18 protein-coding genes and 1 pseudogene are annotated in these 23,258 nt (G+C 70.8%); 11 read left to right on the top strand and 8 right to left on the bottom strand.

Going from position 1 to position 23,258, the window contains the following annotated elements; genetic code table 11:
* Window positions 1-479: 479 nt before the first annotated feature.
* Both AB0I77_RS31745 and AB0I77_RS31740 read left to right on the top strand, forming a co-directional pair.
* On the top strand, window positions 480-791 hold the full coding sequence (locus tag AB0I77_RS31745; RefSeq protein WP_363286165.1) for a hypothetical protein: 312 nt from the start codon (window positions 480-482) through the stop codon (window positions 789-791).
* Complete coding sequence (locus AB0I77_RS31740; RefSeq protein WP_363286164.1) at window positions 788-1,033, top strand: hypothetical protein; 246 nt, start codon at window positions 788-790, stop codon at window positions 1,031-1,033. The genes AB0I77_RS31745 and AB0I77_RS31740 overlap by 4 nt, the downstream gene beginning before the upstream one ends.
* Window positions 1,034-1,259: 226 nt before the next feature.
* Here AB0I77_RS31740 and AB0I77_RS31735 read toward each other — a convergent pair whose 3' ends face one another.
* The 3 genes and pseudogenes from AB0I77_RS31735 to AB0I77_RS31725 all read right to left on the bottom strand — a co-directional run bounded on the left by AB0I77_RS31735 (window position 1,260) and on the right by AB0I77_RS31725 (window position 2,159).
* Window positions 1,260-1,442, bottom strand: coding sequence for a hypothetical protein (locus AB0I77_RS31735; RefSeq protein WP_363286242.1), 183 nt, complete (start codon window positions 1,440-1,442; stop codon window positions 1,260-1,262).
* Window positions 1,443-1,666: 224 nt separating this feature from the next.
* Window positions 1,667-1,723 (bottom strand): annotated as a pseudogene (locus AB0I77_RS31730) (hypothetical protein); the annotation flags it as partial.
* Window positions 1,707-2,159, bottom strand: a complete 453-nt coding sequence (locus tag AB0I77_RS31725) for a transposase family protein (RefSeq protein ID WP_363286163.1) — start codon at window positions 2,157-2,159, stop codon at window positions 1,707-1,709. The pseudogene AB0I77_RS31730 and the gene AB0I77_RS31725, both read right to left, overlap by 17 nt.
* 222 nt (window positions 2,160-2,381) lie before the next feature.
* Here AB0I77_RS31725 and AB0I77_RS31720 point away from each other — a divergent pair, with 222 nt between their 5' ends.
* Window positions 2,382-3,488, top strand: coding sequence for a pentapeptide repeat-containing protein (locus AB0I77_RS31720; protein WP_363286162.1), 1,107 nt, complete (start codon window positions 2,382-2,384; stop codon window positions 3,486-3,488).
* Between the two features lie 301 nt (window positions 3,489-3,789).
* Here the strand turns inward: AB0I77_RS31720 and AB0I77_RS31715 are convergent, their stop codons facing one another.
* The 4 genes from AB0I77_RS31715 to AB0I77_RS31700 all read right to left on the bottom strand — a co-directional run bounded on the left by AB0I77_RS31715 (window position 3,790) and on the right by AB0I77_RS31700 (window position 10,934).
* Window positions 3,790-5,880 carry an AAA family ATPase gene (locus AB0I77_RS31715; protein WP_363286240.1) on the bottom strand — a complete coding sequence of 697 codons (2,091 nt, stop codon included), beginning with the start codon at window positions 5,878-5,880 and terminating at the stop codon, window positions 3,790-3,792.
* Window positions 5,881-5,903: 23 nt separating this feature from the next.
* Window positions 5,904-6,614: a DUF4255 domain-containing protein gene (locus AB0I77_RS31710; RefSeq protein WP_363286161.1), complete on the bottom strand. Its 711-nt coding sequence runs from the start codon at window positions 6,612-6,614 to the stop codon at window positions 5,904-5,906.
* Complete coding sequence (locus tag AB0I77_RS31705; RefSeq protein WP_363286160.1) at window positions 6,611-9,859, bottom strand: hypothetical protein; 3,249 nt, start codon at window positions 9,857-9,859, stop codon at window positions 6,611-6,613. The genes AB0I77_RS31710 and AB0I77_RS31705 overlap by 4 nt, the downstream gene beginning before the upstream one ends.
* A gap of 352 nt (window positions 9,860-10,211) precedes the next feature.
* The gene (locus tag AB0I77_RS31700; RefSeq protein WP_363286159.1) at window positions 10,212-10,934 is read right to left on the bottom strand and encodes a LuxR C-terminal-related transcriptional regulator; all 723 of its coding nucleotides are present in this window, start codon (window positions 10,932-10,934) and stop codon (window positions 10,212-10,214) included.
* Window positions 10,935-11,155: 221 nt separating this feature from the next.
* Here AB0I77_RS31700 and AB0I77_RS31695 point away from each other — a divergent pair, with 221 nt between their 5' ends.
* From AB0I77_RS31695 to AB0I77_RS31675, 5 genes are all read left to right on the top strand, one after another.
* Window positions 11,156-12,490 (top strand): hydrolytic protein, encoded by a 1,335-nt coding sequence (locus tag AB0I77_RS31695; RefSeq protein WP_363286158.1) that lies wholly within the window; start codon window positions 11,156-11,158, stop codon window positions 12,488-12,490.
* A 528-nt stretch (window positions 12,491-13,018) separates the two neighbouring features.
* Window positions 13,019-13,942: a hypothetical protein gene (locus AB0I77_RS31690; protein WP_363286157.1), complete on the top strand. Its 924-nt coding sequence runs from the start codon at window positions 13,019-13,021 to the stop codon at window positions 13,940-13,942.
* Entirely contained in the window at window positions 13,939-15,285 is a 1,347-nt protein-coding gene (locus tag AB0I77_RS31685; RefSeq protein ID WP_363286156.1) for a peptidoglycan-binding domain-containing protein, read from the top strand. Before AB0I77_RS31690 ends, AB0I77_RS31685 begins: the two co-directional genes overlap by 4 nt.
* Window positions 15,282-16,001: an ABC transporter ATP-binding protein gene (locus AB0I77_RS31680; protein WP_363286155.1), complete on the top strand. Its 720-nt coding sequence runs from the start codon at window positions 15,282-15,284 to the stop codon at window positions 15,999-16,001. The genes AB0I77_RS31685 and AB0I77_RS31680 overlap by 4 nt, the downstream gene beginning before the upstream one ends.
* On the top strand, window positions 15,998-17,266 hold the full coding sequence (locus tag AB0I77_RS31675; protein WP_363286154.1) for an ABC transporter permease: 1,269 nt from the start codon (window positions 15,998-16,000) through the stop codon (window positions 17,264-17,266). The genes AB0I77_RS31680 and AB0I77_RS31675 overlap by 4 nt, the downstream gene beginning before the upstream one ends.
* A 48-nt stretch (window positions 17,267-17,314) precedes the next feature.
* On the opposite strand, the gene AB0I77_RS31670 is transcribed toward AB0I77_RS31675, so the two are convergent.
* Window positions 17,315-17,677, bottom strand: a complete 363-nt coding sequence (locus AB0I77_RS31670) for a hypothetical protein (RefSeq protein WP_363286153.1) — start codon at window positions 17,675-17,677, stop codon at window positions 17,315-17,317.
* 389 nt (window positions 17,678-18,066) lie between these two features.
* Here AB0I77_RS31670 and AB0I77_RS31665 point away from each other — a divergent pair, with 389 nt between their 5' ends.
* From AB0I77_RS31665 to AB0I77_RS31655, 3 genes are all read left to right on the top strand, one after another.
* Window positions 18,067-18,519, top strand: a complete 453-nt coding sequence (locus AB0I77_RS31665; protein ID WP_363286152.1) for a peptidase inhibitor family I36 protein — start codon at window positions 18,067-18,069, stop codon at window positions 18,517-18,519.
* Window positions 18,520-18,592: 73 nt separating this feature from the next.
* Window positions 18,593-22,585 carry an SGNH/GDSL hydrolase family protein gene (locus AB0I77_RS31660; RefSeq protein ID WP_363286151.1) on the top strand — a complete coding sequence of 1,331 codons (3,993 nt, stop codon included), beginning with the start codon at window positions 18,593-18,595 and terminating at the stop codon, window positions 22,583-22,585.
* A gap of 93 nt (window positions 22,586-22,678) precedes the next feature.
* Window positions 22,679-23,149 (top strand): hypothetical protein, encoded by a 471-nt coding sequence (locus tag AB0I77_RS31655; RefSeq protein ID WP_363286150.1) that lies wholly within the window; start codon window positions 22,679-22,681, stop codon window positions 23,147-23,149.
* Window positions 23,150-23,258 lie beyond the last annotated feature (109 nt).

Below are 23,258 nucleotides of genomic sequence, written 5' to 3'. Positions count from 1 at the left end.
ATCTCTCCCAAGGGTAGACCCGTGCGGGGTTCCCCAAATGCGCTTGCGGGGTTCCCCATTTGCTGTTCCGTCCGGGGCTTGCTCCGCATCAGGCTCTTGGAGAGGCACACACCCGTGCCGGACAGCAAGGACCCCCGCAACCGCGCGAACGGCCCGGGGGCATGGCCACCAACCTGTTGAGAGGTTGACGACGGTGTTCAAAGGTACAGCGAGACTGCTTCTGCCGCTGCTGCGGCTCCTGTTGCCCCCTGGGGGACGTCATCGGCTGGACGAATCCCACCTGTCCGTCCAGTCCCCGCCTGAGCCCCGAGTGCCCGCGCTGAGCGGTGAAGCCATCGGGATTGTCCGCCCTTACCTCGTTGCTCACGAGCGACGCAGAGCGGCGCAGCAGCAGAGAGCACGACGCCGTGTGCTATGGCTGGCCGTGCACGGTGTGGACATCGGCCCCCGCCCGATGCACGGAGTGAAGGTGGCGAACCGTGCCTGAGATCTCCGAACACCCCCGGCCCGCTGACATCAACCAGCTTCTGACGGTGTACCTCATGCACAGGCAGGAGTGCCCGACGTGCACACCCGACCTGTCGTGCGAGATGGCGCGTCGGCTCGAAGAGGCAAGAACGGCAGGCGTCATGAGCGGCGTGCAGTGCACCGAGTGCGCCCGGCTGGAGCGCGAGAAGCAAGCAGCGTGTATGGAGCGGGACTTGAGCCGGATCACCGACTGCGACGTCCTGCTCAAACGGCACCCGGACCACAGCGAGAAGCGGCCCGCTGCCGGAAGGAGGAGGGCATGACGCGCGCTGTCTACCGGTTCCGTGAGTACACCATCAGTCCCGATCAGCGCCCTGAAGCCGAGCCGATCACGGCAGCAATGCAGTGCAAGGCGTGCGGCGAAATCAGCGAGAAGGCCGAAGACGAAGAGTTCGCGGACGGTACCGCGTGGGCCGTTCAGCACCTCAAGGCCAACCCCGGTCATCTGGAGTACCGGGAGCACATCACGCGCCCGTACCGGTTCGAACCGGGAGCGTGGCGGTGAAGGCAACACAGGACAGGACCGATACCGACTGGACGCCTGGCACGGCCGGCGACGACGTGATGACGGTACACAGGGTGCGCGACGGCAAGCCCCTGTGTGGTGCGTCCGGAGAGGTGGACGAGTGGCTACGGCGGGTCACCTGCCCTGAATGCCTGGCCGACGAGTAACAACCTTGGGAGCAATTGTGTTCGGGGCGTGCTGGCCTGGCGGGTTGGCTGGTGGGTGATCACCAGGCGGCCTGCCGGGCGAGCACCAGTTCCGTGCTCGCCTTGCGGCGGGTCGCCCGCCGGGCGGAGCGGTCAGAGACCAGGGCTGCGATCGCGAGGTGGGTCTCGGCGTAGGTCTCGCGGCAGCCGGTGAACCGCTGCAAGGGCCGCCACTGCTTGTACTCGGCGTTGGCGTGCTCCACGCAGATCCGCGCGGAGGACTGGCGGCGTCGCTGCTCGCGCCAGGCGTGGCGCTCGCCCAGCGGCGCGTCGTCCTTCGGCTTCTTCGGCGGGGCGCTGACCTGGCCGGGGAACTCGTTGGCCAGGCCGCGGTAGCCCTCGTCGACCTCGGCCTTGACTTTGAGGTGCGGTGGAACTGCTCGGCGATGCTCTCGGTGCGCACGGCGGTTTGGTCGTGCATGCGGCCCGGCCGGACCACACCGCTGAACAGGGTGCGACCCTGCGGGTCACTGAAGGTGGTGATCTTGATGGTGCTCTGCTTCTTCTTGCCAGAGACGAACGCCTGGCGGGCCGGGGCGGTGGGCGCTGGGGCGGCGGACCTGCACTTCGGTGCCGTCGATGCGCAAGTCAACGCCCTCCGCGTCGGCGTAGGCGAACAGATCCTCCAGCGCCCGCAGCCGCACCCCCGTCCTGTCGGGGACGGCGAAACCGCGGGTCGCCAGCAGCGGCCGGACCTCGCGGATCGCTCCGGAGACGGTGGAGTGGTCCACCCCGTGCAGTTCAGCCAGCCCGGCGTGCGGGATCCCAAGCCGCAGGTGGACCAGCGTGACCAGGAGCCGGTCGACGAAGGCCAGGCGCTGGGGCCCGGCGCCGGCCGCCCGCCTCCGGTCTCCGCCACGCCGCTCGCGTAGCGCCGACTCCCGCGCGGCCTGCCACCGGGGCGCGAGTTCTTCGAGCAACTCGCCGAAGTGTGCGGGCGAGATGCCGGACAGGGCAGGATGGGAACAGGCCGCACGGGCCCAAGTAAGCCTCACAACTCACCCAACCCGTAGGGCCGTTCTCATGTCACGAGCCAGTGGCACAGCACTCTTGATCGTCTTCCGGGCGGCGCCTAGGCTCTCATGCCCATGGAGATGGGGGAACCAGACCGAGGGCGGCGTGCATGGCACGACGGGCTGGTCATGCGTCGTGTAGCCGCAGGTCTGCTGGCCGGGGCGGGGCTAGTCATTCTGGGCACGGTGTTCGTCGTACTGCCGGGGGTGGTGGTCGACCACGATCTCGCCGGGGCGAGCGTCGCCGCGCAGGATCGGCTGAAGGCGGTGAACGATGTCCGTACGACGCTTCTGCAGGTGGTCGGCGGCCTGATCGTGCTCTTCGGCGCGTACGCCACCTGGCGGCAACTGCGGGTGAGTCAAGACGGTTTGCGCGCCACCCAGGAGGGCTACGTCACCGACCGATTCAGCCGGGCCGTCGACCAGCTCGGCAGCGACAAGCTGGATGTGCGCATCGGCGGGTTGCACGCGCTGTGGCGGATCGCGGAGCAGTCCGCCCGCGACCGGGAGGCCATCATCTCCATCCAGGCCGCGTATCTGCGTACACACCTGCCCTGGCCACCGGCCGGGCTGGAACCACCGGCGGCAGACGTGCCCATCAACGACATCGCACCCCTGGAGACTCGCGCCGCCGACGCCCAGGTGGCGCTGACCGCGCTCGGCGTGCTGTGCCAGCACCGGGAGCAGTCATGGGTCAATCTCAGCATCACCGACTTGCGCCGGGCCGACTGCGACGGACTGTGGTTCCCCGAGGTCAACTTCGACCGCGCTTGCATGGAGGCGGCGGGCCTGTACCACGCCAATCTGACCCAGGCGTCCCTGGTCTCGGTCAACCTGCGTCACGCCGACCTCACGACTGCGATTCTCCGCCAGGCTCGCTGCATTCTGGCCGACCTACGGGCCGCGAAGCTGGTCGAAACCGACTTGCGTAACGCCGACTTCACCGAGACCGACCTGCGCGAGGCAAACCTGCGTAAGGCCGACGCCCACGGCGCGGTCTTCCACCGCGCCGACCTCCGCATGGCCGACTTGCGCGGCACCGACTTGAGCACTGCCAACCTTGTCGAAGCACGCCTGACCGGCGCCTTGGCCAGTGAGCACACCCGCTGGCCCGCCGACTTCGACCACACGACCGCCGGAGTCGTCGACACCGATGACCCGGGACCCGAGCCCTCGCCCCTACTCCAGCCGCCCAGCATGACGTGGCAGGCACCGCCGCTGCGGTCCACTCCCTGATCAAGACGCGCCGGTCAAGACTGCGGCGACCGCAATCCGCCTGACCGGCGTCACTCCTCCTCAGCGGCGTCCTGATCGCGCAGAGCCCCAGGCCGCCAGGCAGATCCGGGAGCTGATATCGCTCCCAGGGCCGTAAGCCCACTGGCCCCCGCCCCGGCGGATCATCACCAATCCTCGGGCAGACCGAGTTGCCTCCGGGGCGGGTCATAAGACGGCGTGGGGACCGCTTCCCCGCTGCACTACAGCGAATGGATAGGCACATGACGACAGTTCCCGCGCGGCGGGCCACCAGGCCCGCCCCTCAAGCGCCGACAGCCTCCGCCAGATACCGCCCGAACTCGCTCTCCAGGACCAGCCGTCCGAGCTTGCGGTACTCCTGCGCGACCGCCGTCACCACCTGCCGCATGGTGAGCGGCTCACCGGACTCCGCCGCGAGGTAGGCCGCCGTCACCGCGCAGGCCCGGATCGAGCCGCCGGCCAGTTCGAAGCGGTCCGCGCAGAAGGCGAGGTCCAAGTCGTCGGCCCGGGGCAGCCGGTCGCCCAGGCACCGGTCCCACAGGGCGAGGCGCTGGCCCGAGTCGGGCACCGGGAAGTCGGCCACCACGTCGAGGCGGCGCGTGAACGCCTCGTCCAGGTTGGCACGCAGGTTCGTGGTCAGCACCGCGATCCCGTCGAACGACTCCATGCGCTGGAGCAGGTACGCCGACTCGATGTTGGCGTGCCGGTCGTGCGCGTCCTTCACGTCGGAGCGCTTGCCGAAGATCGCGTCGGCCTCGTCGAAGAGCAGGACCGCGTTGACCGCCGACGCCTCGGTGAAGATCCGTTCCAGGTTCTTCTCCGTCTCCCCCACGTACTTGTCCACAACTGTGGACAGGTCCACCACGTACAGGTCCATGCCCAGGTCCGCGGCGACGACTTCGGCGGACATGGTCTTGCCGGTGCCCGACTCACCGGCGAACAGCGCGATCACGCCGCGCCCTCGGCCGCCGCCGGGCCGCATCCCCCACTGCCCGAGCACCTGCTCGCGGTGGCGGGCGCGCAGGGCGAGTTCGCGCAGTTGGCGGTGGGTGGGCGGCGGGAGCACCAGGTCGTCCCAGCCGACGCCCGGTTCCACCCGGCGGGCGAGCCGGTCGAGGCCCGCGCCGTTCTGGGCGCGTACGGCGGTCTGGAGGTCGTCGGGGAGGACCTGGCGGCCCGCGAGGGCGGCGGTGCGCACCGCCACGTCGGCGGCGCGGCGCAACTGCCCGGAGTCCAGGCGGTGCGCGGCGACCGCACGGGCGAGCGCGTCGATGTCACCGGTCACCGAGCCGTCACCGGCGGCCCGTTCGAGAGCGTGCCGCCAGCGCGCGGCCTGCCGCTCGGGAGAGGGCGCCGACACGGTCAGGACGACGGGGGTGTCGACCGCCCACGCCGGGTCCCAGCCGACGGTGCCGTGCGTGAAAAGGGGTATCCCGCGCAGCGCCATGCACAACGCCCCCAGCGTGCGGGCCCGTTCCGCGGGTTCCCCGGGCAGCGCTTCCAGCGGGCCGAGGACGACCCCGGCACCGGTCAGACGGGCTTCGCGGGCGGCTGTCCGGGCTAGCTCCGGCACGTCGCCCGAGCGCCGGGCCAGTGCCACCGCGTCCAGGGCGAGCGGGCGCAGCCCGGCCGCGCGCAGGGCGGCGACGGCCAGCCCCTCGGCGTCGCCGCCCCGGCTGCGCAGGTGGACGAGGCCGACGCCGGTCCCGGCCGCGGCCGACGCCCGGTGGACCTCCGCCGCCTCGGCGGTCGGGTCCTCCCGGGCCTCGCCGAGCACCCCGGCGAGCCGGGCATCGGCCTGCGCGCTGCCCAGCAGGTGCCCGGTGATCCGGTCGGGGACCACCACGACGCGGGACAGCGGCGGCCGTTCCGGCTCGCCGACCTCCACCAGACCACCCGCGATCAACGGCGCTCCGGGGCCGAGCCGGAACCGGGCGGCCGCCGCCCCGGCGAGCCCGCACAGTTCCAGGGCGAGCCCGACCGTGGGCCGACGGCGCGTCAGGTCGTCGTTGAGATAGCCGTAGAGCCGCTCGAACCGCGCGTCCAGGTCGGGCGCCACCGCGACCAGGAGCAGATCCAGGTCCAGCGAGGACAGCCCGAACCGCCGGGCGAGTCCGTCGAGGACGGAACCGGCCGGCGGGTGCCAGGGTTCGTGCTCGGGTACGTCGAGCCCGCCCGGCTCATCCAGGATCCGGGCCACCGCCTCGGGGCTGAGGTACTGGCCCCGGTAGGGGTCGTCGGGATCGGGGTCGACGGCACGCCGGACCGCCACCGCGTGCCGCACCCGCTCCTCGACCACGCGGAGCCGCGTCCAGAGGTGCTCCCGGTCGGCGGGGGCGGGTTCGGCGTCGGGGCGAGCGTCGAAGTGGGCGATGGCGAGGGGTTCGGCGGTGTGCGTCACGGCTGGCGGTCCCCCCTACGGCGCCGCCGCGCGGGCGCCGCCCCCCGTTCGCGCGGACCCGCGAAGCCTTCTTCCGGGCCCGGGTCGGTCGTCTCCGTGTAGCGCAGTCGGCGGCCCTGCTCCGCCTCCCCGTCCTCGCGCCGGGCGGCGGAGCGTACGACGAGGCCTTCGGTGACCGGCGGTGCGACGGCCGTGGTCACGCCGGCCAGCGGTGCCCGCACCCGCACCTCGAGCGACGCCTTCAGCTCCCCGCCGAGCGCCGACCACACATCGGAGGCGGCCGGTGCGTCGAGTCCGGACCCGCCGGCGTCCAGCCCCACGATCAGGCCGAGTTCGGCGAGCGTGCCGGTGAGCAGCCGTGCGGGCAGCGAGTCGGCGGCCACCAGACAGGCGAGCACCTGCGAGAGCAGCCGGTGTTCGTCCTGCGGGCGGCTCGCCCACGCGGTGACCAGGTACGTCAGCTCGAACCAGCGCGCCGGGGAGCGCCGCGCCACCAGGTGCCCGTCCTCGTCGTACACCTCCCCGGCGCCGCTGCCGCGCCGGGTGTTGTCCTCCCGGATGTCGTACAGGAAGACGCAGACCGTCGGGGCGCTGCGGCGCGCCGCCCAGTCCCTGGTGGGGGCGTCGAAGACCACCTCGACGCCCGATGCCTCCAGGCCGGACTCGCCGAGCAGGCGGCGCAGCCCCTCGTCGACCTCGTGGATCACCGGCGGGTCACCTCGTCCGGCGGCTGGAAGGTGCCGCTGACCACCAGGAAGTCGGTCGTCACCGGTGAGAACCCGGGGCCCCTGGCGGTGATGACGCGCGGGCCGGTCTGGTCCTTGGCGAGGATGAGCAGCTGGCCGATGAACGTGCCGTCCGGCTCGGGCACGGTCGGCGCCGCCGCCGCGGTGATCCCCGGCTTCCAGGTGAACCGCACCGGCACGCCCGGCGGGAAGTCCTTGCCCCGCACCGAGGTGACGAAGCCGGGCTTGCCGATGTCCGGCACCGCGACGATCCGCGGCTGGAGGATACGCAGCCGCTGCCGGTCGGTGTTGTCGCTCTTGTCGGCGTCCGTCCCGGTGGTGGTGAGGTTGCCGGTGACGCGGGCGGTCATCGCCTTCTTCGGACTGAGGACGACCCGTACGACGGTGCTCGCGCCCTGGTCCAGGTCCGGCAGCGCGCACACCCAGCTGCTGTCGCAGCCCGCCGGGCGCCCGTTGTTGGGGATGCCCGTAGGCAGGCCGATGCGCAGCCGCAGCCCGGTCGCCAGCGCGTTACGGCCGTTGCTCACGGTGTAGGTCACCACGACCCGCCCGCCGACGTAGCCGGGGTTCGGCTGGGCCGTGACGCGCACCCTGGGCCCGGCCTCCGGCTCCGGCTCCTGTGGGGGCACGGTGGGCGGCGGGGTCGTCGGCGGCTCGGTGGTGGGCGGCGGGGTCGTCGGGGGCTCGGTCGTGGGCGGCGGGCTCGTCGGGGGCGGGGGCTCGGTGGCCTCGCGCACCGGCACCACCGTCCGGCCGGAGTTGTCGGTGGGCCGCGGATCCAGGACGGTGCCGGTGACCGACCAGTCGACCGGTGCGTCGCCGGGAGTGACCCCGGTGAGGGTGACGGTCACCGGAACGGTGTCGCCGGGCTGCACCACGCCGACGTCGCACTGGAGGGAGGCGGCGTCGCAGGTACCCCCGGGCCAGGTCAGGCCGGTGATCCGCACGCCGGGCGGCGGATCGACGGTCAGCCGGGTGCCGGGCGAGGCGGCGGGCCCGTTGTTCACGACGTCGACCTGGACCGTGGTGGAGTCGCCGACGGTGACCTCCGGGGCGGTGCCCGGCGCCTGGACCGCGAGGTCCACGGACTGCTGGACGCTGGGCTCCTTCTGCCGGCCCGGCAGATCGCTGGTGAGCGGGGTGAGGTCGCCGGAGGCGATGTCCAGGCGTTGCAGCTTCTCGGGGCTGTTGACCGCTTCGGCGGTGCGGGAGCTGAACACCAGACCCTCACCGTCGGCCGTCCAGGCGGCGTCGCGCGGCTGGAACGGGCCGGTGTCCGAGGGCTCCGGCAGCTCCCGGCCGCAGGCGCCGGGCAGGTCGAGGAGGGAGGCGGGCAGCAGCACCTGGCAGTCGTCGCCCGACAGGGACGTCAGCAGGAGGCCGCCGCCTGTGTCGACCTGGCCGCCACCGCTCTTGCGGTTGAAGGCGATGTTGAGCCCGTCCGGGGAGAACGCCGGGCTGTCGTCGATGACCGCGCAGTCGGCCGGGCAGTTCGTGGCGCTCAGGTCGCTCTGCTGGGTCAGGTTGTTCACGGGCACGGTCCAGACGTGCTTGTTGCCGCCGCCCCCGTCGATCTCCATGTTGCGGGTGAAGGCCAGGGTGGTGCCGTCGGAGGACCAGGTGGGCTGGGCGTCCTGGCCCTGGAGCTGTCCGGCCGGCGGGGTGATCTCGCCGGTGATCGCGCCGGTGGCCGCGTCGGCGATGAGGATGCGGCTGGGCCCCGCGCCCTCGCCGACGCCGCCCGGCGAAGTCCGGGTGAAGGCGAGGTACTTGCCGTCCGGGGAGAACGTCGGGTCGGTGTCCCAGTCCGTCGCGGCGCGTCCCGCGAGCGGCATGGGCGCCGCGTTGGAGCCGTCGGCGTCCACCATCCAGATCCGCTCGATCCGCTGGCCGGCATCGTTGGTCTCGAAGCGGGTGACGACGATCCGGCGGCCGTCGGGGGTGTAGTTCTGCCGCTCGGTCCACGGGTCGTACTGGGCTCTGGGCTGGAACAGCGGGTCCTTGGCGGGATCGGTGTTGGTATCGGCCTGCGGGTCCTCGTTGAGGATCGTCAGGCCCAGGTCGCGTGGGTCGGACCCGTCCGACCGGGCGTCCTGGAGCGTCACCACGTGCGCACCGGAGATGTTCTCCGTGTCAGGGGCCGGCGCCCCGTCGGGGTCTGCCGCCGAGGTGCGCTCCACCACCGCGCCGCCGCCGTCCTGCGAACCGAGCCAGGTGGGCGAGAGGACCTCACGGTCCTCGTTGAGCACCAGTCCGGGTTCCGTGGTGGTGTGCGTCTGCGCCCGGAACACATGGTCGTAGTCGCCTTCGCACGTGCAGGTGACCTCGGGGCTCAGGAACAGCACCTCGTTCCCGTTGGGCAGCCACGCTGCCCCGTGGGCACGCCACTCGGCGTACTCGCCGAGCAGCGGCCCGTCGGTGGTCCCGTCCGTCAGCCGCAGCCGGTTCACGGACTGCCCGTTGACGGTGATGGTGACGGTGTACGCGATCAGGTTCCGGTGCGCGTCGTCGTTGACGGGGTTCCACACCGGCTCGGTGGCCGGGCCGTTCGCGGGGTCGGTGAGCCGGGTGGCGGTGCCGCCGGCCAGCGGCTGTACGTAGATCTGCTGTCCGGCCGTCGCGTCGCTGTCGCTGGAGTACGCCAGGCGCTGCCCGTCGGGGGAGACCGTCGGGCACTCCTCGTTCGCGGGCGTGTCGGTGAGCCGGGTCAGGCCGGTGCCGTCGGTGTTCACCCGCCACAGGTCGCGCTGCGTGCCGCCGTCCGCGCCGCCGGGTTCGGCGGAGTCGAACACCACGGCCTTGCCGTCCGGCGTCAGCCGGGGGTGCGCCGCGTCCTTGCCGGTGGTGAGACGGCGTACGGAACCGTCGGCGGACCGCAGGTAGATCTGCGGGTTCTTCTCGTCGCGGAGGCTCGCGAAGACCATCTGGTCGCCGAGGGCGGACGGCTGGACGTCGTAGTGGGCCGGGCCCGCACCGAACAGCGGTGTGCTGGTGGTCGTGGAGTCGGGGGCGACCTGGCCGAGACTGCGGTGCCGGGTACCGGCGTACGTCACCCGGGTGTCCGCGGCGTCGACCGCCCGCGGCTCGGCCGCGGCGCCGCTGCCCTGCCCGGAGGCCGCCGTCACCCCGAGCAGCGGGATCAGCAGCAGCAATGACGTGCCGAGTCTCCCCAGGCGGTACCGCCCGCCCGGGCCAGCGGTTCCCATCAAGGTCCCCCTCGCAGTCTGGTACGGCACATGAACGTGCCCCTGCCACCCTGCGACAGGCGCGCGCGGGGCGACAGGGCGGCGGGGCCGTATCCGGGGGAAGCGCGCGGTGCGCTTTCGGGCAACGCGGGGGTGCCCGGCCGTCGTCGGAGCGGCCCGTCGGAGTGGCGGCCCGTCGGAGCGGGTGAGCGGCGGCCCGTCGGATCAGCCCGTCGGAGCGGGTGAGCGGCAGCCCGTCGGATCAGCCCGTCGGAGCGGGTGAGCGGCAGCCCGTCGGATCAGCCCGTCGGACCAGTGGATCGGTACATCGGTTCAGCGGATCGGCCCGTCGGACCAGTGAAGCGGCAGCCCGTCAGATCAGCCCGTTGCGCAGCGCGTAGCCGACCGCGTGGGCCCGGTTGCGCAGTTGCAGTCGCGTGATGATCTCGTGCAGGACGTTCTTGACGGTCCGTTCGGAGTACGCGGTCTTGCGGGCGATCTCCGCGGTGTCCAGGCCCTCCGACACCAGGCGCAGCATGTCCGCCTCGCGCGTGGTCAGCGTGGACAGGGACAGGCCGCGCGGGTCGAGGGCCGAGCGCTGGAGGTTGCCCACGTGGGTGAGCAGCGTGCCGAGCAGGTCGCCCGGCAGTACACCCTCGCCGTTGGCTATCGCGAGGACCATGTGGAGGAGTTGGTCCTGATCGGCCTCGACCCGCCGCACCACCGCCGCCACGCCGCACTCGATGACGCGTTGCAGCGCGCCGGACCCGAGGGTGCCGATCACGAGGCCCGTGCGGGTGGCGGTATTGTGCCGCAGCCGGTGCAGCAGGGTGGCCACGTCGTCGTCGACGGTGTCCACGACCACCAGCGACACCTGGGCGCGCTCCGCGTCGGCGTCGGCGAGCAGGTCGATCTCGGGACGCTGGCGCAACTGCTGGACAACGCCGACCCGCAGGACCGGATCGGCGGCGTAGACGGCCACGGTCACCCGGTCCGGGCGAGCGGAGCGGGAGGCCCGGTGAGTGGAGCCGGCCTGGGCGGGCTCATGTGACGTGGCGGTGGGCTTGACCGAGCTGATCTCCTCGGCGCAGGGCATGGGGGTTACCTGTTTCATAAGTTCGCGGGGGTTGTAGGTGGTGTAGGGAGGGCCGACCATACGAGGGTGGCGCGCGGGGGGCGGTGGACGGGAGGCGGCGCGCCACGCTAACGGCTCACAGTTACAAGTGAGTTGCCCGTGACTTCCCGGGCACCGCGACTGCCCGGATGTTGCCCTCGCGCTCCTCGTGACGCCACCGGACCCCGTCCTACGGTGGTGCCGTGACGTCTATTCCAGCCTCTTCCGGTCCCGGTGCGCCCGGCCTCGACATCCCGGCGGTGACGGTGGCTCCGGGTGACACCGTCACAACCAGTCTGACCGTCCGTAACGACAGCGACATCGTCGAGGCGTACAGCCTCGAGGTAGTCGGGGACTGCGCCGCCTGGTCCACCGTGGAACCCCAGCGGGTCTCGCTCTATCCCGGCACCTCCGAAACGGTGACGATCCGGCTGGAGCCACCGCGCTCCCCGGAGATCCGCGCCGGTGAGGTGCCCCTCGGCGTGCGGGTCCTGCCGACCGAGCACCCCGAGTCGGTGCGGGTCCCCGAAACCACCGTGCACATCGAGGAGTTCCACGAGCTGCGCACCGAGCTGGCCCCGCGCCGCCGGCGCGGCTGGCTGCGCGGCCGCTATCAGCTGGCGGTGCGGAATCAGGGCAACACCCCGGTGAAGGCGGGCTTCACCCCCGGCCAGGCGGGCGAGGAGCTGGGGTTCGCCTTCAGCCCGGCGGAGCTGAAGCTCGAACCCGGCGAGTCGGCGGAGGCCCGGCTGCGGGTGCGCACGGGCAAGCCTGTGTGGTTCGGCGCCCCGGTGGTGTGGCCGTTCACCTTGGACACCAAGGAAACCGGCGACCAGGACGAGGACCGGCAGGACGAGCCCGCCGTACGGACGCCGCTGGATGCGGAGTTCGTCCAGATCCCGATCTTCCCGAAGTGGCTGCTCGCGGTGCTCGCGGCGCTGATCGCACTGCTGCTCATCTGGTTCGCGCTGGTCCGTCCGACGGTGCGCAGCGCCGCCAAGGAGGCAGCCGACGAGGCGGTTCAGTCGCGCCCCACGCCCGGCGGGCAGGAGACACCGGGCCCCGGTACCGGCGACGGTTCGGACAACCAGCCCGGCGGCGGCCAGGAGTCGGGCGCACCGGGCGACGGAACCGCACCGGGCGACGGAACCGCGCCCGGCGGCGGAACCTCGGCCGGCGAGGGCCAGCAGTCGCAGACCATCGACGTGCAGACGTCCAGCGGGGAGACCAACACCGGTAAGTACACGGTGCCGAAGGACAGCGTCTTCGGAGTAACGGACATCGTTGTCGCCAACTTCCAGGGCGACGAGGGGCTCTTGACGATCACCTTCGGCAACCGCAAGATCACTACGATCGCGCTGGAGACTTTCCGCAATCAGGACTACCACTGGGTCACCCCTATCAAGATCCCCGAGAACGACACCGTGACCGTCGAAGTGACCTGCGAGAAGCCGGGCACACCGGCCACCGGTCGCCGGGCGCAGGGGTGCCACGAGGTCCTGAACGTGAGTGGTGTGCTCAGCAGTACCAAGCAATGAGACGGATGTTGCACTTCCGGGTCATTGTCGATCGGTGGGAGTGCCGCCTGTAAAGAGCGGGATCTTGTTCCGTCTGGAAATCGACAACCCGGGTCCGAAAGGCGGCAGTAGGCATCTGGCGGCGGGCCGCCCCGCCGGCTGCCCTGCCGCCGTTCCGTTCGACAGATCCACAACTTCCCCATTTTCCCCGTTTTTGTAGATATTCCGCAAAGACGGGCCCAAGTCCCGGAAGCCGCGGATCCGCGGACCGTCGAGAGGGCCTCCGGACAAAACGGTTCATTCACGAGCCCGGTCATGCCGGACCATGCCGTTCGCTGGCAACCCGCTGAAGATCGCTTTGCCTCCGATTGGCGGAAACGCGAAACGCCGGGTCCAGTCCCCCACGGGCCATGCGAGCATCTGCCCCGTTCGCGCAGCTGGGCGCTGACACAACGCCAGGGGGGCTGGCTGATGCTTCGTCAGAATTCGTGTCGGGCCGTTCGCTCGGCCGGTCGTGAAGTGACCGGGAAAAGATGGACGCGCGGGGTGATGGCCGCACTCGCGGCCGGCGGACTGCTGGCCACGGCGAGTGCCTGCGCCGCGTCCCCCGCCCCGGCGCGGCAGCCAGGAGCGGACCTCGTGGCCGCGCAGGCGTCACCGACCGCCACCCCCACACTGGCCTCCGTCGCGTCGGTCTCCCTGCCCATCGAGGACTACCTGCTGAAGAACGACGAACATGCTCAGATGCTCTACGCGTCGAAGCTTCTCGTCCGCCAGTGCATGGCTCGCTTCGGTTTCGACTACGCGGTCGACCCGGCGGAGAATTCCCCGGTCGACCCGAAGGGGGACGCGGCCAACCTGGCCCGTCGTTACGGGATTTCCGACCCGAAGACCGCGGCGGGCTACGGCTACCACCCCGCTGCGAACACCATGCCGGCCGCGCCGCCCAGCACGCCGCCGATGAGCGATGCCGAACGGAACGTGTTCCTCGGTGACACACCGCGGGCCGACGGCAGTGGTCCGGAGGCGAAACAGTACAAGGGGCAGAACATTCCGGCTCACGGATGTTCCGGGGAGGCGGAGCGGAAACTCGGCAAGGGGCTGGAAGTACAGCTGCCCGAAAGCATCAACGACGCCAGTTTCCAGCAGTCCATGGCCACACCGCAGGTGACCGCCGTTTTCCGGTCCTGGTCGGCTTGCATGCTGAAGCGCGGTTACACCTTCGGCAATCCATTGGAGCCGCTCAGGTCCCCTTTGTCCGCCGCGCCCTCGGCTGCTGAGATTCACATGGCGGAGTCCGACATGGCGTGCAAGCAGCGGACGAACCTCATCGGTGTCTGGGTCGCCGTCGAATCGGCCGTCCAGAAGGTGCTGATCGAGAAGAACCAGGAAGCCCTGGCCCAAGTGCGGGCCGCCTCTCGGGAGACCCTCGAACGATCCGCGAAGGTCATCGCCGCCGGAGCCTCCTCGTGAGCGATTCCTTCCCGCCCGACGAGCCGGGCGGTGCGGTCCCCGGCTCCCGACTGGCCCGGCGCCGCCGCTGGACTGTGGTGGCCGCGTGCTCCGCGGCCCTGCTGTCGGCGGGCGGTGTGTACGCGGCACAGTGGGTGCGGTCGCCGGCGGAGGCCGCCGCCCGTACCCGGGCGCCGAAGGCGAGCGTCATCACCGCCCCCGTGGTGCGCCAGGTCATGCGGAACACCATGGTCTTCCGCGGGTCCTTCTCGGACGGGCGAACCGTTTCCGCCGCGCCGACGGATGTCGCCGTCACCCAGCCCGTCACCCAGCCCGCCGCGCAGCCGTCCGCGCTCCTGGTCACGGGCGTGTTCACCCGGGCCGGCCGGCGGGTCGGGGCGGCGAAGCCGCTGGTGGAGTACGACGCACGTCCTGTCTTCGCACTGCCCGGGACCTTTCCCATGTACCGCGATCTGACCATGGGCGAAGAGGGCAAGGACGTCGCCCAGTTGCAGCGGGCGCTGCGCTCCCTCGGCCGGCCGACCGGCTCGGACCCGTCCGGCACGTTCGGCCCCGGCACCGCGGCCGCCGTCAAGCACATGTACGCCGCGATGGGCTACGCGGCGCCACTCACGACCTCCGCCGACACCGGTTCGGCCACGGAGCACGACACCGGATCGGCCGCGGAGCAGTCCGGGAGCGCCACGCGGGCCCTTGGTTCGGCCGCGCCCTCGACAGCCGGGCCGAAAGCCACCGTGACGCTGCCCGCGTCCGAGGTCGTCTTCGTCCCGTCCCTGCCCGCCCGGGTGGTCTCCGTGCCCGTGCACGTGGGTGACCCGGTCAAGGGGCCGGTCATCACCCTCGCCCGCGGCGACATGACGCTCACCGGATTCCTCGACCCCTCCGAACGCGGCCTCGTCTCGGCCGGCGCGAAAGCCGACATCCTGGCCGAGGCGATCGGCACTCACGCCGCGGGCACCGTGGAGTCGGTGGGCGCCCTGGTGACCCCCGGCACCGGGAACGACAAGCCGTCGCCGGACAACGGCCCCGCCGATCCGCAGACGGGCGGCGCCTATGTGCCGGTGAGGATCGAGGGCCGCGGCACCTGGGACAAGAGGTTCGCCGACCAGGACGTCCGCATCACCATCACCGCCGCCGCGACCTCCCGCGCCGTCACCGCCGTACCCGAAGCGGCCGTCACGGCGGGCGCGGACGCGCGCACCACGGTCACCGTGGTGACCGCCTCCGGCGCGCAACACGTCGTGCCGGTGACCACGGGAGTCTCGGCCGACGGTCTGGTGCAGGTCACGCCGACGCGTGGACACACGCTCCGGGCGCGAGACCGCGTGGTGGTGGGCACATGACCGCCGCCGCGCCCCCTCCCGTGCTGGACCTGCGAGGCGTCCGCAAGACGTATCCGGGCTCACCGCCCGTGACCGCTCTCCATCCGACGGACCTCCGCGTCAAGACCGGCGACTTCCTGGCCGTGGTGGGCCCCTCCGGGTCCGGCAAGTCGACCCTCCTGAACCTGCTCGGGCTGCTGGACCGCCCCACCGACGGCAGCTACCGGCTCTCCGGCACGGATGTGGCGTCCCTGACCGAGCGGGACCGCGCCGCCCTGCGGGGACGCCGGGTCGGGTTCGTCTTCCAGGCCTTCCATCTGCTGCCGCACCGCACCGTGCTGGAGAACGTCGCCCTCGCCCAGCTCTATGTCACCGGGCGCGGCGAACCTCGTCGGGCCAACTCGGCGCGCGCCCTGCGCAGGGTCGGCCTCGGCCACCGGCTGGACGCCCTGCCCTCCCGGCTGTCGGGCGGCGAGAGACAGCGGGTGGCCATCGCACGTGCCGTGGTCAACACCCCGGACATCCTGCTGTGCGACGAGCCGACGGGAAACCTGGACTCGGCGACCGCTGCCGCGGTGATGGACCTGCTGGCGGAGCTCAACCGGGCCGGCGTCACCATCGTCGTCATCACCCACGATCCGGCGGTGGCACAGCGCGCCCCCCGCCGGGTCACCATCCTGGACGGCCGCCTGAGCGAAACGGCACCGGGCAGCCGGGCCGCCGGAGGCCCTCGATGAGGCGGCGAAGACACGACGGACCCACCGCCACCCGGCTCACCTGGCGCGACACGGCGGCCGAGGCCCTGGCGGCGGTCGTCCAGCGGCCGGGGCGCTCCCTGCTGACGCTTCTCGGCACCGTCCTGGGAGTCGGCGCCTTCGTCGCCGTCCTCGGCCTGACGTCCACCGCCACCGGGCAGATCGGCACCTCGTTCAGTCTCTTGCAGGACACCACGGTGACCGTCGACGACACCGGGGCCGCCACCCACGACTCCCTCGCGGCCCGGGAAACCGGCATGGACTTCCCGGGCGACGCCGACGAGCGGCTGGGGCGGCTCAACGGCGTCGTGGACGGCGGTGTCTGGTGGAACGTGCCGCTGCGTCATCCCACCGTCTCCGCGCGCCCCGACGTCACCGCGGCCATGTCCCCCGCCGCCGGCAGCGACCTCACCGGCCTGCGTGTCCTCGCGGCATCTCCCGGGACGCTGCGCGCCATGCAGCCGACGCTGTCCACCGGGACCCTGTTCAACGCGTTCCATCAGCGCCGCGCCGAACGGGTCTGCCTGCTCGGGGCCACCGCGGCCCGCCTGCTGGGCATCACCCGGGTCGACAACCAGCCGGCCGTCTTCATCAACGGAGTCGCCTACACGGTCCTGGGCGTCATCTCCCACACCCAGCGCCTGCCCCAGAGCCTGCTGTCGGTACTCATCCCCTCCAGCACGGCACTGGACGCGTACGGCGCTCCGACGGACGACCCCGCCGAGGCGCTGATCCGTACCCGGCCCGGCGCGGCCCCGCTCATCGCCGCGCAGGCCCCGCCAGCGCTGCTGCCCGACCACCCCGGTCTCCTGCGTGCCGTACCGCCGCCCGATCCTCACGAACTGCGCGACCAGGTCAACACGGACATGTCAGGGCTCTTTCTGGTTCTCGCGGCGATCTGCCTGATCGTGGGAGCGGTCGGTATCGCCAACACCACGCTCGTGTCCGTGCTGGAACGCACGGGAGAAATCGGTCTGCGCAGGGCGCTGGGCGCCCGCCGCCGTCACATCACGGCCCAGTTCCTCACCGAGTCCACCGCACTGGGTGCCCTGGGCGGCCTGACCGGCACGGTCATCGGGGTGGCGGTCGTCATCGGCACGGCGCTCGCCCGCCACTGGACCGCCGTCCTTGAGCCCTACGCCGTCCTGCCCGCCCCGCTCATGGGAGTGGCCGTCGGATTCCTCGCCGGGCTGTACCCCGCCCTGCGCGCGGCGCACATCGAACCCCTGGAAGCTCTCCGCCACTGAGCCGCCGCCGAGGAGGACCATGTCCCACCGCCGAAGACCCCGTCCGCACTACTTGCCCGCCAGAGCCAGGTTGGCCCCGTCGCGCAGATCGGAGAATCCCTGCGCTATCGCGGCTGCCGGACCGAGGCAGGCCCGGCGGACGTCCGCTGCCGTGGGCCCGGCCGCACACCCCAGGGAGTCGTATGTGCGTACCGCCGCCTGGAGTTCGCGCGCACTGGCGTCCAGTGTGTGGAAGCCCGCGCGCCCGTCGATCTCCCGCAGGGCCAGGCCGGCGACATCCGACGTGGCGTCGGCCTGCGCACCGCACTTGGCGGTGAAGAGCTGGGGGGACGACGTCGAACAGGATGAGTCCAGGCCCGTACCGAACTTCTGTTCATCGGCCGAGATGCTCTCCTCCAGAGCGGTCTTCACCCGCTCGGCGATCTGGCCTTTTGCCGAGACGGCCGGCTCCGACGACGCGGCAGGACCGGTCGACGCCGGGGCAGGAGTGGTCGACGGCCGGACCGAATGACCGCTGCACCCTGTGACAAAGACCGCCGCCAGGCCCAATGCCGCCGCCGCCCGCAACGCATTCTGCTGCACAACCAACTCCCCCTCTGCACGGTGACATCACTCTAGCGGCCGTAATCAGTCAAGAAGGGAAAGAATTCCTAAAACCGGATCGATCCATATCTTTATCCCGCCATTACTCGAACTTCTCCATCTCTCTCTTGACGCCCATGTGAAAGAGATGGAAATCTCCAGCTGCACACAGAATCATCTCAGACACAGCACATCCGAGGCATTAAGAAAGGACTCCCGTGCGTTCCAGACTTGCATTCGGCGCCGCGATATCCGCCATTGCCACACTGTTCGTCACCGCCCCGTCGGCGTCCGCGCTGAGCAGCGGCGACTACACCGAGTGCGCGCACTACGACGGCACACTCTGCCTCTTCTACAACTCGAACCTCGGCGGCTCCCGGGTCGGAATCTACGGCGACGTGCCGAACTACGCCGTCGATGAGCCCGGGTGCAGCGACACAGGCTGCCCGGAATACATCTTCCTGACGAGCGGAAGCGGCGAGTACCAGCATGTGAAGAACAACGCCGCCTCCGTCTACAACGAGGCCGACTGGGTTTACTGGGTCTACTACAACAGCAGCTACAGCGGCCCGCGGGACGAGTGGGACCCCGAAGGTTACGGCACGTTCTACGGAAATCTGAACGCGACGTACAACGAAAACGCCTCACAGTTGGCGAACACAGATATCTGACCACCGCTATTCGGTATTCCATCAGGAGTGTGCGACAGCTGTGAGAAACCGAAGACGCCTGAGGGCGCTGACCATGACGGCGGCATCCGCCGCGCTGGTCGGCGGACTCGTACAGGCCGCCCCCGCCACCGCCTCACCCCAACCGCCCGAACCCCACGGCACCTCGGCATCCGCGTCGGCCACCGCCCCGGACAGGACGCTGGGCAGCGGGTGGAAGACCTCGTCGGACCGGGCGGTCACCCTGGCCGCCGACACCGACGGCGTGCACCTGCTGGTGGCGGACAGCCGTACCGCCTACACGTGGAAGGACGCGGCCGTGCTCTCCGAGCCCGGCACGCAGACGGACATGTGGATCGGCAACGAGTGCGTCATGGACCACTCGCACGCGGCCGTCGCCTACGCACCCCGCGGCTTCACCAACCACGAGGACCTGATGGAACGCGGCGCCTTCACGGCCGTCGTCGACCTCGACTCGGGACATGTCACCAAACTGCCCTTCACCGCGTCCCTCGCCTACTTCTCCCCCTCGTGCAACCCGGCCCTGCACGAGGCCTCGTTCACGGCGCTGAAGGACGACAAGACCCGGCTGGTCACCGTCAACACGGCGGGCAAGGACGTCAATGCCACGGTGGCGGCGGGGGAGGTCACCTCGGCCGTCCCCGTCAAGGACGGCTCGGTGGCCGGCCGCGACAACCACCTGGTGCACATCAGCCGGTCGGGGGCGGTGAAGAACCTCGCCTCGGCGGACGGGACCCCCTTCGAGATCAGCGTCGCCGCCCAGGGGCAGATCGCCTTTCTCGACCACAAGCTCGATCACAAGAACGCCACCAGCCGCGCCCGGGTCCTCGACGCCGGCCGGGTGAGCACCGTGGCCACCGGAAAGCTCGGCGCCATCGGCCTCGGCCAGGGCGGCGGCTCCAAGGTCTTCCTCACCGGCCGTCCCACCGGCCCGACGCACCTGCCGGCCGGCGTCGTCACGCGGCTCGACGCACCGGCGGACAGCACGGTCTCCAGCGACGGACGCCTGGCCGTCTCCACCGTCCTGACCCCCGGCGTGCGGGCCGGCCTGAAGCGGATCGCCGACGCGGGCCGCCACTTCGGCAAGAACCCGTCCGCCTCCACGGTGCCCGGACAGGACTCCGCGCAGGCTCCCACCACCGTGACCGCGACGGCGACCGCCACCGGCAAGCAGCTCACCCGGACCGCCCAGGGCACCATTCCCTCGGACGGGTCCGGCAAGGCCATGTCCCCGGCTCTCGGCACACCCGACAAGTCCGGCGGCGCGGACACCATGGACCTCATGGCGACCAGCGCCGTCTCGAACGACACCGTCGACACCGACCGCTGGTGCTCCGTGCCCCGCAACGACGTCGGCACCCAGGCCCTCCAGCCCACCCCCAACCAGGTCGAGTGGGCCGTCGACATGGCCGTGCGCAACGACCTGAACTCCAGCTGGATCACCCAGGGCGGCTGGCGCTCCCAGGCCGGGCTCGGCACGATCGACCCGCAGTCCTTGTTCCCGCTGCCGACGCTCAACGGCGGCGGCCGGATGCCCGCGCAGGTGCTGCTGGGCGTGCTCGCCCAGGAGTCGAACCTGTGGCAGGCCGAGGACGGCGTCGTCCCCGGCCAGACGGGCAACCCGCTGGCCTCCACGAACGGTTTCTACGGCCATGTGGCCGACTCGGCCGATCCGTTGTCCTACTGGCAGATCCACTGGGACGACTCCGACTGCGGCTACGGGGTCGGACAGATCACCGACGGCATGCGCATGGCCGGCCACGAGAAGACCAATGAGACGGCGCTGGCTCCGGACGTGCAGCGCGCGGTCGCCCTGGACTACACGGTCAACGTCGCCGCCTCGGCGCGCATCCTCGCCCAGAAGTGGAACGAGATCCACTCGGGCGACCAGACGATCACGGTCAACAACGACTCCGCGTCGGCCATCGAGAACTGGTTCGCCGCGCTCTGGGACTACAACAGCGGTCTGAACACCCTCGCCAACGCCCCGCAGAACGACGGCCACTGGGGCCTGGGCTGGTACAACAACCCGGCCAACCCGATCTACTCGCCCAGCCGCATGCCGTTCATGGACACCAGCGTCGACCCGGACGCCAACCACGACGCCGCGCACCCGCAGGACTGGTCGTACGAGGAGAAGGTGATGGGCTGGGCCGCCTGGTCCATCGACACCGGCTACTCCTACGACACCAGCGGCAACCAGGACCGGGCCACGGACTCCGGCTACAACACCGCCGGCTTCCAGCCCGCCTGGTGGACGGACGCCTCCTACCGCACCCAGATCCAGCCCTCGCTCGCCACCTTCTGCGACACCAGCAACGCCTGCGACGTCAGCGACCCGCCGCCGTGCGAGACCCAGCACATCGACGGCTGCGACGAACTGCACTGGTGGGACGCACAGAACGCGACGTGGAAGAGCGACTGCGCCACCACCTGCGGACACGAGAACCTCAAGTACGCGACCCTGCGCAGCGAACCGGGACGCGGCTACAACCTCCAGTACGGCACCCCGGCGTGCACCACCACGGGCCTGCCGTCCGGATCGGTGGTGGTCACCTCCGTACCGAACGGAACCCCGACCTGGAGCAACTGCGGTGCGGTCAGCGGGGACAGCGGATCGTTCCAGTTCAGCTTCCTGGCAGACTCCGCCGGGGAGTACGAGGCCAGAGGAGACCTGCACCAGATCGGCGGCGGCTACGGCGGCCACTTCTGGTACGCGCACACCCGCTCCGACGCCACCGGCGTGAGCGACGCCAACCAGAGCTCCGCCTGGTACGACAGTGCCACCGGCGACTTCGCCCCCGACGGAAGCGCCGCCAGTCAGTTCGCCTCCACGCCCGTCGCGGCCGACGGCGTCATGGCGGTCGACGGCGACTGGAAGACCGGCCAGCACATGGAGGGCTGGCAGCGGGTGTGGGTCCATGTCCCGGACACGGGGATGACCGCCCAGCAGGCGATCTACACCATCCACACCGGATCCGGAACCACGAACCGCGTCATCAACGCCCACAAGCGGGCGAACACCTGGATCTCCCTCGGCGCGGTGGACTTCACGGGAACGGACTGGCAGGGCGTGAGCCTGACCAACTTCGCCTTCGGCGCCACCGCCGACAACACGGTCGCCTGGGACTCGGTGGCCTTCACGGCGCTGCCCGGCAAGCCGAAGGACACCGTCGTCCAGCTCGGTGACTCCTACGCCTCCGGTACGGGCGTCGGCAGCTACTCCACCGACTCCGACACCGGCCCGCACCTGGTCAGCGGTGACCCGAAGCCGGCGACGTACGACGCGTGTCTGCGCTCGTCGAACTCGTGGATCCGCCAGACCGACCTGCCGGGGACCTCGACCTCCGTCGGCGCCCGTGAGGACGCGTTCGACACGTCGATGGACTTCCACTCGGTCGCGTGCAGCGGGGCGAAGACCGAGAACGCGTCGAGCACCGGCCAGTTCGGGGAGATCCCGCAGCTGTACTCCGGATTCCTCACCCCCGACACCACCCTGGTCACCATGACCATGGGCGGCGACGACGCCCAGTTCACCAAGATCCTCACCCAGTGCCTGCTGACCGGTTGCCCGGACGACGCCACTGTCCAGGGATATCTGAGCACCGCGGCCGCCAACGACAAGGTGTTCCTGGCGAACGTCCACGCGGCGGCGCCCAACGCGAAGATCGTCCTGCTGGGCTATCCGCTGCTGTTCGACCCGTCCGTGACATGCGCGTCCGTCTTCACCACGCAGCAGATGGAGCTGTTGCACGACTGGGGCCAGGATCTCAACAGCGACGAACAGACCGCCGTGGCACAGAGCGCGGACTCGACGAACGGCAAGGCCGTCTTCTGGGATCCGAGCACCGAGTTCGACGGACATCTGCTGTGCGACTCGGACGAGGCGCTGCACGGCTTCACCCAGACCCCGTCGGACGACATCGCCTCGGACAACCAGTTCTCCGCGACGGCGCCGTCCAGCATGGAGTCGTATCACCCCAACATGGAGGGCGCGCAGCTGTACGCGTCGGCCCTTGAGCACGTCCTGACCAACACCGGCTACTAGGCCCTGTCCAGGAAGGGCGCGCGAAGGCGGGCGGGGCGGCCACCGTCGAGTGGCCGCCCCGCCCGCCTTCTCTCACCGGCCACAAGGAAACCCATGAACTTCGCACGCACCCTCTCCCGAGGCGTCATCGCCGTGATCCTGCTCGCGGTGCTCGCCGTGACGGGTGTCCTCGTCGCCATGCAGGTGAGGCAGCACCGGGAGGAGGAAGCGGCCCGCGAGAAGCTCGCCGCACTCGTCGTAGAGGTGCGGAAGCGGGTAGCGGACGGCTACCGAAGTGACGGCGGGCTGCCGACCGTCCCGCGGGACGTCGGCACCCCGGCCGTCGTCAGCCAGGACAGCAGGCACGCCGTCGTGTACGCACACCTCGACGTCGACTACGACAACACCGTCCTGATGCCCTCCACCGACACGGTGGACGAATGCCACCTCTTCACCCTGGACCGCACCGGCGACACGGTACGGGTGAAGGACAGGAAGGTCTCCTGCGAGACGGGAAGCAGCCCGCGGATCAGCAGGGCGCCCCATCTCACCTTCGCCTTCATGGCGGGACTCGCCCGTTCCTAGGGGAATTTGCCGGTGTCAGGGATCTTGACCCGCCTTTCTCCTGCCCGTACCTTCCCCAGGTCGGTAAACGGTTACTACCGAAATTCCGTCCTCGAGGGAGAGGTCCCGT

It is taken from the genome of Streptomyces sp. NPDC050619 (genome assembly GCF_040654815.1).
Lineage (GTDB): Bacteria > Actinomycetota > Actinomycetes > Streptomycetales > Streptomycetaceae > Streptomyces.
This window is presented reverse-complemented; position numbering and strand designations above follow the sequence as displayed.

What these genes read in the sequence shown, in the direction of transcription:
- AB0I77_RS31705 (WP_363286160.1), bottom strand. Translation starts at nt 9,859, where the DNA reads ATGGGAACCGCTGGCCCGGGCGGGCGGTACCGCCTGGGGAGACTCGGC.
- AB0I77_RS31690 (WP_363286157.1), top strand. Translation starts at nt 13,019, where the DNA reads ATGGCCGCACTCGCGGCCGGCGGACTGCTGGCCACGGCGAGTGCCTGC.
- AB0I77_RS31675 (WP_363286154.1), top strand. Translation starts at nt 15,998, where the DNA reads ATGAGGCGGCGAAGACACGACGGACCCACCGCCACCCGGCTCACCTGG.
- AB0I77_RS31740 (WP_363286164.1), top strand. Translation starts at nt 788, where the DNA reads ATGACGCGCGCTGTCTACCGGTTCCGTGAGTACACCATCAGTCCCGAT.
- AB0I77_RS31655 (WP_363286150.1), top strand. Translation starts at nt 22,679, where the DNA reads ATGAACTTCGCACGCACCCTCTCCCGAGGCGTCATCGCCGTGATCCTG.
- AB0I77_RS31660 (WP_363286151.1), top strand. Translation starts at nt 18,593, where the DNA reads ATGACGGCGGCATCCGCCGCGCTGGTCGGCGGACTCGTACAGGCCGCC.
- AB0I77_RS31700 (WP_363286159.1), bottom strand. Translation starts at nt 10,934, where the DNA reads ATGCCCTGCGCCGAGGAGATCAGCTCGGTCAAGCCCACCGCCACGTCA.
- AB0I77_RS31720 (WP_363286162.1), top strand. Translation starts at nt 2,382, where the DNA reads ATGCGTCGTGTAGCCGCAGGTCTGCTGGCCGGGGCGGGGCTAGTCATT.
- AB0I77_RS31680 (WP_363286155.1), top strand. Translation starts at nt 15,282, where the DNA reads ATGACCGCCGCCGCGCCCCCTCCCGTGCTGGACCTGCGAGGCGTCCGC.